This is a genomic window from Pseudooceanicola nitratireducens (assembly GCF_900109195.1).
Lineage (GTDB): Bacteria > Pseudomonadota > Alphaproteobacteria > Rhodobacterales > Rhodobacteraceae > Pseudooceanicola > Pseudooceanicola nitratireducens.
The window spans coordinates 1-9,706 of record NZ_FNZG01000017.1; the positions used below are offsets into that span (position 1 = coordinate 1).

The 9,706-nt window shown below is 63.5% G+C and carries 9 protein-coding genes and 1 pseudogene; 8 read left to right on the forward strand and 2 right to left on the reverse strand.

Features of this window, described 5'->3' with window-relative positions:
* Both BMX99_RS19085 and BMX99_RS19090 read left to right on the forward strand, forming a co-directional pair.
* A pseudogene (locus tag BMX99_RS19085) lies at positions 1-433 on the forward strand (AAA family ATPase); the annotation flags it as partial.
* Positions 434-545: 112 nt separating this feature from the next.
* Positions 546-1,598, forward strand: a complete 1,053-nt coding sequence (locus tag BMX99_RS19090) for a ParB/RepB/Spo0J family partition protein (RefSeq protein ID WP_093455121.1) — start codon at positions 546-548, stop codon at positions 1,596-1,598.
* Here BMX99_RS19090 and BMX99_RS19095 read toward each other — a convergent pair.
* Complete coding sequence (locus tag BMX99_RS19095; RefSeq protein WP_093455122.1) at positions 1,595-2,677, reverse strand: hypothetical protein; 1,083 nt, start codon at positions 2,675-2,677, stop codon at positions 1,595-1,597. The genes BMX99_RS19090 and BMX99_RS19095 overlap by 4 nt on opposite strands.
* Before the next feature lie 10 nt (positions 2,678-2,687).
* On the reverse strand, positions 2,688-4,121 hold the full coding sequence (locus tag BMX99_RS19100; protein WP_093455123.1) for an MBOAT family O-acyltransferase: 1,434 nt from the start codon (positions 4,119-4,121) through the stop codon (positions 2,688-2,690).
* A gap of 199 nt (positions 4,122-4,320) precedes the next feature.
* Between BMX99_RS19100 and BMX99_RS19105 the strand changes: the two genes are divergently transcribed.
* From BMX99_RS19105 to BMX99_RS19130, 6 genes are all read left to right on the forward strand, one after another.
* Positions 4,321-5,439, forward strand: coding sequence for an acyltransferase family protein (locus tag BMX99_RS19105; RefSeq protein WP_093455124.1), 1,119 nt, complete (start codon positions 4,321-4,323; stop codon positions 5,437-5,439).
* Positions 5,440-5,537: 98 nt separating this feature from the next.
* Positions 5,538-6,839 carry an SGNH/GDSL hydrolase family protein gene (locus tag BMX99_RS19110; RefSeq protein WP_093455125.1) on the forward strand — a complete coding sequence of 434 codons (1,302 nt, stop codon included), beginning with the start codon at positions 5,538-5,540 and terminating at the stop codon, positions 6,837-6,839.
* Between the two features lie 165 nt (positions 6,840-7,004).
* On the forward strand, positions 7,005-8,366 hold the full coding sequence (locus BMX99_RS19115) for an arylsulfotransferase family protein (protein WP_139199596.1): 1,362 nt from the start codon (positions 7,005-7,007) through the stop codon (positions 8,364-8,366).
* Positions 8,332-8,586, forward strand: a complete 255-nt coding sequence (locus BMX99_RS19120; RefSeq protein WP_093455127.1) for a hypothetical protein — start codon at positions 8,332-8,334, stop codon at positions 8,584-8,586. The genes BMX99_RS19115 and BMX99_RS19120 overlap by 35 nt, the downstream gene beginning before the upstream one ends.
* A complete protein-coding gene (locus tag BMX99_RS19125) occupies positions 8,586-8,975 on the forward strand; it encodes a hypothetical protein (protein ID WP_093455128.1) in 390 nt (129 codons plus the stop codon). Before BMX99_RS19120 ends, BMX99_RS19125 begins: the two co-directional genes overlap by 1 nt.
* Positions 8,962-9,706 (forward strand): sulfotransferase (locus tag BMX99_RS19130; RefSeq protein ID WP_139199597.1); only part of this gene is annotated, 745 nt, incomplete at its 3' end. The genes BMX99_RS19125 and BMX99_RS19130, both read left to right, overlap by 14 nt.

Sequence of the window (9,706 nt, forward strand, 5' to 3'; positions counted from 1 at the left end):
GGCATCTTTCCTGGAATTCGACTCTACGGGGCGGTTTTTTGACATGTTGCACTCCACCTTTGCCTCGATCGAGGAAGGGGAAAACATCGCCGCCCGCGCCCTGGGCCGGCCCGAGATCAGCTTTGAATGGGATGCGGTGCGGGCGATCATCACCCGCTATGACGGCGCCCAGCAGGCGGAAATGGCGGGTCTGATCCAGGCCTATATGGGCAAGCGCCTGTCGCCGCATCGTCAGGATTTCACCGCGCTGATCGGCCAGGCCGGAGAGTCGGTGAATGGCATCTACGAGGCCGATTACCGCGACTTCAACCGTGACACCTATGCCCGCGGCCGCGCGACCTTTGACCAGACCTACGCCGCCTTCAAGGAACTGCTGATCGGCACCTGGCGGCGGGACGAACTGGCCGCGAAGCAGACGGAGGGCGCGGCATGAGCGTTTCGCACGCGAAACACCCCGCCTGGCCCCGTTTCTTGCCCCGTTTCGCGCGCGAAACAATTGGCTCGTGTCACCGGGGGGCAGCCCCGGACCAACAGGAGGGCTGAGCATGGCCAAACGCAAACGCCTGGGCCCCGCCCGCGTCTTTTCCGACACCCCCGGTGAAGGTGCCGAGGCCCCCGTTGTCGCCGAAAATCAGACCCTGAACAGCGGATCAGAGCCTGTTGTTGCCCCCGGCCTCTCCCCTGCCCGTCGCAAGGTGCCGCCCATTGCCAGCGTCGCCGGGGCCTCGGCCTCCGAAGCCGCCCTGCAGGAGCTTTCCGAGACGCTGCGCAGCGCCCGCGAAGAAGGCCGGCTGATCCAACCCCTGCCCCTTGATGCGATCGAGGCCGACCACCTGGTGCGCGACCGTCTTGTGGCGGACGAGGACGAGATGCAGGCGCTGATGACCTCCCTCCGCGCCCGCGGCCAGCAAACCCCGATCGAGGTCGTGGCGCTTGGCGACAACCGCTTTGGCCTGATCTCGGGTTGGCGGCGCCTGTCCGCCCTGCGCCGCCTGTCGGACGAAGATCCCGCATTCGGCACGGTCCTGGCCATCCTGCGCCGCCCCGACAGCGCCGCCGAGGCCTATTGTGCCATGGTCGAGGAAAACGAAATCCGCGTCGGGCTAAGCTATTACGAACGCGCCCGCATCGTCGCCCGCGCCGCCGCGCAAGGCGTCTATGAAGACCCTAAAGCGGCGCTTTCGGGCCTGTTTTCCTCCGCCAGCCGACCCAAGCGCTCCAAGATCGGCAGCTTCGTACGCCTGCATGACGCCCTGGACGACGTGCTGCGCTTCCCCTCTGCGATCCCCGAACGCCTGGGCCTTGCCCTGGTGAAAGAGATCGACCGCCAGGAAGGTTTCACCCCCCGCCTGCGCGCCCTGCTGTCCGCAGGCAACGCCACCAGCGCCGAAGCTGAAATTGCGATCCTGACCGCCGCATTAGAGCCTGTTTCCACCCTCTCCCCCGCCGCTGCGAAACCCACAGCTTCGGAGGGTTGGGACGAAACCCACGGCCAGGTCCGCATCAAGGGCAAGGCCGGCAAGCTGACCCTCTCGGGATCTGGCGTGACCGACGATCTGCTGCGTGACCTGGCGGATTGGCTGGCTTCGCGGGGTTAACCGCCGAAGGCGTCCTGCATGACAGGCATCTCGCGCAGTTTCGCACCGAACATGGCGTCGATCTTCTTGCGATAGTGACCGTCGGAGGCAAAGGCTGCGGGGTCGCGTGGGGTCTGATGATCGACCGTTGCGAAATAGGCGATGTCATTGGCTTCCAGAACCGGTCGCAGCAGCGCGGTTAGATCCGGGTCGCGGGCATCACGCCCCTGAACAAGCATGACGAGCGGGATCTGCCCGTCTTCTCTTGTGATACGCGCGAATTCCGTCGTCATGCGGCGCAGAACCTCGGCATAGGGGTAGAGCGCGCCCTCGGGGTCGGACAGCACCGCTGCCTCCCGCCGCGTGATGTCGTCCAAGGCGAGGGACCTGCGCACAAGCCGGGCAAAAGGCGAGGCATCAAGGAAGGGAAGCGCCGTTGCGACGGGCGAATAAAGCGCGTCTTCGGCCTGTCTCTGGGCGGTCCAGTCTGCGCTGTCATAGGCACCCGCGCGGTAGTCCTTCAGGCTCTGAACCAGCGGATCGAGACGTGTCAGGGTCTGGTCCGGGCCCGGCCGAAAGATCGGATAGGTGAAGGGCGCGGGCTGTTCAAAGGCCCAGGAACTGTTGGTGAAGCTTGCCATCGGGGCCAGCGCGGAAGACAGGATGCCCAGCACAACCACATCTCCGGCGCGGCGGTTGGCGCGGTCATCCAAGAAGGCGGCATAGGTGAAATTCGGCGGGGCACCGGGGCCGCTGAACTTGTCCGACACGATTTCGGGGGACAGGGCGCTGGCGGCATCCGCGATGTGGTTCACGAAAGACATGCCATAGACCCGAAGCACCGGGTTCTGGCTGGTCTCTGCGGCGAAGGCTTCAGCGCTGGTTTCGACAGCTTCCGGAAGCCAGGCGACGTCCTGCAGGTTGCCGGGGCGTTTCGGATGTGCGCGCCAGTCTGCCAGTTTTCCAGGCACTGACGTGCCGTAGTCGAAGAAGCGGACCAGTGATCCGGGGGCGGCGGTGGCAAGGGCCAGGGCCACGAGCGCGTCCAGCGCGACCAGGCAGAGCAGGGTTGTCAGGATGATCCGGATCTGGCGTTGCATGTCCCCTCCGTCAGAACTGGAAATAGATGAAGGCCGAGGGGGTCGTCGTCGCCCCGAAAGCCAGAAGATAGATCGCCACCGCATAAAGGGCGGCGCGGAAGGGCAGGGGCCAGGTGGCATAGAAGCGGACATTGCCTCGGGCTTCCGTTCCGAGATCCCAGGCCAGCAGCGCCAGCATGCCCGCCAGCGCCGGAACCGGCACGGATGGCATGGCGAGTGCGCCGAAATCAGCCGGATTCAGCGTCAGGATACGGCCCGTGAAGGTGACGATCTGTTCAAAGCTTTGCGCCCGAAACAGCAGCCAGCCATAGCAGACCACCTGGAAGAACAGGGCCACCGTGGCGATCCGCAGCAGCAATTCACCCAGCCCGTGACGCCGCCCCTCCTTGGAGCCCTTGCGCCGGCCGGTCAGCGCCCGGTGCAGCGACAGAAGCATCCCCTGGTAAAAACCCCAGAGCACGAAGTTCCAGGCCGCCCCGTGCCAGAACCCGCCCAGGACCATGGTCAGCATCAGGTTGCGGTAGGTGTGCCATCTGCCCCCCCGGTTCCCGCCGAGCGAGATGTAGAGGTAGTCGCGCAGCCAGGTCGACAGCGAAATGTGCCAGCGGTGCCAGAACTCCTGCGGATTCGTTGCGAAATAGGGCTGGGCAAAGTTCCGCATCAGCCCGAACCCCAGCATCTTGGCCACGCCGCGGGCGATATCGGTATAGCCCGAGAAGTCACAGTAGATCTGGATCGCAAAGAGCCAGGTGGCGACGATGATCTCGGCCCCCGTTGCGTTCGGATTGCCATAGACCGCATCCACCCCGGGAGAGATCGCATCGGCGATGACGATCTTCTTGATCAGCCCGACCAGGCACAGCACGGCCCCCCGGCCGATGGCGTCCCAGTGCAGCTGTCTGGGCTGGGCGATTTCGGGCAGCAGGTTGCGGGCGCGTTCGATCGGCCCGGCGACGAGCTGCGGGAAAAAGGCCACGAACAGCGCGAAATCCAGAAAGTCGCGGCAGGGTTTCAGATCACGGCGATAGATGTCGATCGTGTAGCTGAGGGTCTGGAAGGTATAGAAGGAAATCCCCACGGGCAGGACGATGCCCAGCACGACCGGATCCGCCGGAAGACCAACGGCATTCGAAAGGGCAACAAAACTGTCGACGAAGAAGCCCAGGTATTTGAAGACGCCAAGCAGCCCGAGGTTGGTCAGCAGCGAAACGCTCAGCAACAGCTTGCGCCGGCGGGGGTCGTTTTCCGCCCCCATCCTTGCCCCGACCAGGTAGTCCACCAGCGTCGAGAAGGCGATGAGCCCCAGGAAGCGCCAGTCCCAGGCCCCGTAAAAGATGTAGGAGGCCACCAGCAGCATGCGGTTCTGCGCCCGATGCGGCAGAACCGCATAAAGCGCAAAGACACCGGCAAAGAAGACCCAGAACTGGAGTTGGCTGAAAAGCACGCCTGCACGCCTCGTTTTTTGACTTCGTTTTTATGTTCGTTAACCAATTGCTTGGGCGAAACTATGACAGATTGCTGCCCGCGTCCAAGTCCGATTGGCGGGGTCCCAACCGCCCCCGTTAACCTCTGCGCGATTGACAGCCCCCGGACGCCCATGAGACCCTGAGCCAGTGGGAGTGGGCAACCAGGGAAGTTGCCCCATGGCGTCCGTTTCACCGGCTGACTGGCCGGGTCCCGCTGCATCCTTTCAGACCCCGTCGCGCGCCGCCGCAGGGCGCAGGACCGATATCGACACGCTGCGGGCGTTGGCCTGTATCGCGCTGGTGTCCTACCACGTGGTGGGATCGACCCCGTCCTCGGGGTTGGAACTGCCCTATGACCACTGGCTGTCGATGCTGAACCGCACGCCGATGGATCTGCGGATGCAGCTGTTCAGCTTTATTTCGGGTCTGGTTTTCATAGCGACCCCATCCCGCGGGGCAGGGGCGGCGGTCGGGGCCAAGGCGCGCAGGTTGCTGGTGCCGATGCTCTGCGTGGGGGCGCTATTTTGGGGGCTGAGGGAAGGGATGGGGATCGATCAGCAACCGCTCTGGTCGATCCCCTTTCTGCCATACGAACACTACTGGTTCCTGCAATCGACCTTCCTGCTGATGGCCCTGATGCTTGGGCTGACGCAGGTGCTTGGCGGGCGGGACAGGCTGGCCGCCGGGCTGATCGGGGCAGGGGCGGCGGTCTTGTGGCTGGTCGGGCCAAGGGCCGCGCCCGACCTGATGTCCCTTAACGGGGCGATCAAGCTGGGGCCCTTCTTCTGCGGCGGCTACCTGGCGGCGCGCTGGCCTCTGCTCTGGTCCTGGCGCAGCTCGCCGCTCGGGGCGGTGCCGGCGGGGCGGGGGATCGGGCTGGGGCTGCTGGCGGCGGTGCTTCTGGCGGGCAGCGTTCTGGCCGTGCTGCCGGACGCCCAGGGCACGACCTGGCGGCGGGCCATGACGCTGTGGATCGGCGGGGCAGGGTGCCTGGCCCTGGTGCTGGTGCGACCGCGGAGCCGGGCGCTGGCGCGGCTCGGACGGCAGTCCTATGCGATCTACCTTTTCCACGTCTTCTTCACCGCCGGGCTGAGAGAGCTTTGCCTTGCCACCTTCCCCCATGTCACGGCCGAGGCGCTCTGGCTGCCCTGCCTGGCCCTGGGGCTGGCGGGGCCGGTCCTGGTGGCGCGTATGGCCGCGGTGCATCCGCTGTCGGCGCTGCTGTTCCTGGGGGTCCGGCTGCGGCGCGGGGCAGGGCGGGGGAGAGGTGATCTGGGGCCGGTTCCCGCGGAATAGAGCCTGTTGCAGAGCCTGAGACACCCCCGAACGGTCCGCTAAACTCCTGGCAAGGTTTCGCGGCGAGCCTCCCGGCAGATGTCTCAGGAGGTCCGCCCATGGAAATCTCGACCGCGCTGTCGCTTGGATCGCTCGCCCTTGGCGGGGCGGATATGCCCGTGCCCGATCCGCAGCCCCAGGGGCTGGAGCCCCTGGCAAATGTGCTGGACGCGCCGCAGATCGTGATCCTCGGGGCCTCGATCATGGAGGGGGCCTTTGACACCGGCGGCACCGTGCATCCCCATATCGCCGCCTGGGCCGCGGCCATGGGGATCACCGGCACTCTGACAAGCTATGCCGTCGCCGGCCATACGATCGCCGGTACCCAAGGCCAGCTGGCCCTGGCCAAAAGCGACCTGATGGCGAGCGAGGGGCAGAACCTTTACGTCGTGCATACGGGCGGCAACAATGTCTCGGCCAATCGACCCTATCCCGGCGGATCTTCCGGGTTCGAGGCCGATTACGACGCGCTGATCACCGCCGCCCAGCAGGGCGGGGACCGGATCATTCCGCTGCCCCTGACCTTCCGCCACTACGGCAATACGGTCACCCCGGGCGTGAATGAAGAGGACGGCTCGGCCCCCTATAACGATCAGATCCTGCTGCCCCGGATTGGGACCCATGCGCCGGACTGGATGGGGGCAGGGCGGCCGCATATCGACCCCTATGGTTTTGCGAAGGCGAACCCGGATCTGATCAATTCCGACGGCATCCACGGCTATGGCCATACGATCGCGCAATATATCCTGTCGCGGCTGATCGGCCGTGCCCTGGGCCGGACGCAAGGAGACAGCCGTGCCGGCAGCGGGCTGATCTTCGATCTGAAATCCGGGGTGCCGCAGAATTATCTGCCCGGCGCGGTGAACCGGATCAAAGCCTATCCCAATGCGGCGGGCTATCCGGTCAGCATCGGCGCGGTGCGCGACAGCGGTGCGGATGTGGATCCCTTTGTTCAGCTCGACTACGGCGGGTTCACCAACGGCAATTCCGAAGGTGCCGGGGCAGGGGCCTTTGCCCGCGTCCCTGACAGCCGCTTCCATGATGCGGCACTTCTGGGCGGGTCGATCTATGTGCAGGGAACGGATGTCTTCACCCTGCGCCTGCGCAACCTGCCCGTGGGCGATGCCGTGACGGTGACCGCCGTTGCGTCGCGCAACACGACCGCGGTGAACCGCAAGGGGCTCTTGTCCCTGACAGGGGGCGAGAGCCTGGTACTGGACGCCGCCACCTCGGCGGTGTCGAACCAGGTGGTCTTTGCCCCGGTCGTGGTGCCGGCGGATGGCGAGCTGGCGCTGAGCCTCTCGGTCGATGCGGGCAGCGGCTATGGGTATCTGAGCGGGGTTGGGGTGGATTTTGGGTGAGTATCGGCTGTTTTCGGCCTCCGAAGCAGAGACAGTCTGGGCCTGATCGAGGGGGTGTTTCCACTGCGCCACCAATCGTCGCCGCGAATTTAGTAAATTGAATTATATAGGGAAAAATTCACCTTGCCCCAGCCTCCCACGGCTTGCGGAACGTGTTAAAATATAGTGCTATCACTGCCAACAGGCCGGGTATCGGCCCCGGACGGCATATTTGGATTATTGATTGGTATGAAGCTCGACAAATCTCTGGTCATCTTTGTGTTCTCGGCTGTCTTCCTGCTGTTGCTTCTGGCGGTCGGGGCCGGGTTCTATCTGGGGACCAAAAAGGGTTTTCCCGGCACGCAGATCAAACAGGCCATCCGGGTTGGCCGCGGTTTCGTCGAAACCGGGGTCATCGCCCCGGAGGGCCTTTTGTCGCGCCGTCCAGAGATGGCCCCGGAAGAGGATTACCTGGAACATGATGCGGCCCGCATGCCGCGCGGGTATCGGGCGATGATGCGCTTTGATTTGACGGCCGATCTCTATGTGGTGGATCTTTTCGACCCGGCCGGGGATCTGGTCTGGACCTGGCGGCTGGACGATCCGGCCGCCGGCGCAGAGGCGGCCCGTGAGGACCGGATTCAGCCGCATGGTCTGGTGATCCTCGAAAGCGGAGATGTCGTGATCAACGGGGTCGCCGAAAGCAAGATCCTGGCCCGCTACGATCGCTGCAGCATCCCGGTCTGGTCTCTCAACAGCTATTATCACCACTTGATGAGCCGGGATGAGGTCAAGGGGATCTGGAGCTGGTTGACCGAAGGACGCGACGCCTATTCACAGAACCAGTTCATGGTGCGCTTCGACCCCGAAACCGGCCAGGAACTGGAGCGGATTTCGGCGATCAAGGATCTGGTGCAGGCGCACCCTGAAAACCAGGCGATCCTCAACCTGCCCAGCTATTATTTCGAAGGGGAGCGCCGCCCCTGGGAACGGCGGGACACCGATCTTTTGCATACCAATGACGTTGAGGCCCTGCCAGCAGCGCTGGCCGACAAATTTCCGGACTTCCAGCCGGGGGATCTGCTGGTCAGTTTCCGTAACTACAGCATGATCGCCGTCATTGACCGCATCACGCATAAGATCAAATGGCGCATGCAGGGGCCCTGGATTCATCAGCATGATCCGGATTTTACCGAAGACGGGCGGATCTCGGTTTTCAACAACAATTTCACGGCACCGTATGAGCGGCGCAGCAATATCATCACCGTCGATCCCCAGACCATGCAAACGCAGACGCTGTTCGAAAGCCCCGAGACGGTGTTCTTCAGCGACCGGATGGGCGAACATCAGTCTCTGCCCGGCGGTATCCTGCACATCACCGTGCCGCATGAAGGCCGGGTGATCGAAATAGACCCCAAGACTGATGAGTTGGTCTTTGAATATAACAATCGGGTTCTGAAAGGGCACAATGCCCATATCGCGAACTCGGTCTGGTTGCCTGAGGAGTACTTCAATGACGATCCGAAATCCTTTGCCTGCCCTGGCTAATCCGGTTGCCCTTGGGCTTGTGCTGTTGCTGGCCAGCAATGGGCCGGCCATGGCCTATGTCGGTCCCGGTCTTGGGCTTGCCACGATCGGTGCGATCATCGGCGGGATCGGGGCTGTGTTGCTCGCGATCCTGGGGCTGGTCTGGTACCCGGTCAAAAGCATGATGAAAAAGAAGCGCAAGGCGGCTCAGGCTTCTGACAAGGGGAACCCCGAGGCGTGATGCTCCTGCCCCTGATCCTGGCGGGGATCGCCTTTTACGAGGTCTTCTTTGGCCTGCGTGTCTTGTCCCACATCCGCGGCATGTCTGCTGCCGGCTCTGAAAGCCTGGCGGTCGTGCGATCAGAAGAGATGTCGGATGACGACAAGTCGAAGGCCATGCTGCGCATGAGCGGGCTGGTCTTTCGCGAAACCGGACTGGCGCTGATCAAGACGCTGATTGCGGCGGCTGCGGCGGCGGCGGTGCTGTGGCTGGTCAGTCTGATCCTTGGTCCCGCCCTTGGCTGGAGCTTCGATGCGTTGCTGCGCTTCAGTATCAGCCTGATCGGCCTGATCGGGGTGATCGTGGCCCTGGTGATCTACGGAAAGCTGCGGAGCCATGGCAGAGACTGATCCGGCGCAATGGGCGCATTATTCGCGGGTCGACAAGATCCTTCACAAAGTGGCCTTCCTGCATCCCGGCCTGCAACGGGTTTTGGGCAGCATGGATCAGGATATTTTTGCGCCCAAATCCCTGCCAGCCCCGGCGGGGGAACCGGTTTTTATCACCGGCCTGCCGCGGGCGGGAACAACGCTTTTGCTGGAGTTCCTTGCGGGGTCGGGGGATTTCGCCAGTTTCACCTATCGGCACATGCCTTTTGTTCTGGCACCGATCCTGTGGGAAAAGCTGACCGGCGGGTCGCGCAAGGCCGGTGAAAAGATCGAACGCAGTCATGGCGATGGCATGGCCGTGGATTTCGATAGTCCCGAAGCCTTCGAAGAGGTTGCCTGGATCGCCTTTCACGGCAAGGACTACATCCGTGGCGATCATCTGGTGCCCATGGATCAGCTGCCTCTGGATGAGGAGTTTTCAGAGTTTCTGACAGCGCTCAGCCGGCGGCTAGCCGTTACATCGGGAGATCGATCCCGTCGTTACCTGTCGAAGAACAACGCCAATATCGGGCGGCTCAAGACGTTGCCCCGGATTTTCCCGGATGCGCAGATCCTGATCTGTCTGAGGGACCCCGTCGCCCAGGCCGCGTCACTGCAAAGTCAGCATGAGCTTTTCTTGCGCATGCACAAGGATGATGCATTCGCACGCAATTACATGAAATGGATCGGGCACTTCGACTTTGGTGAGACCT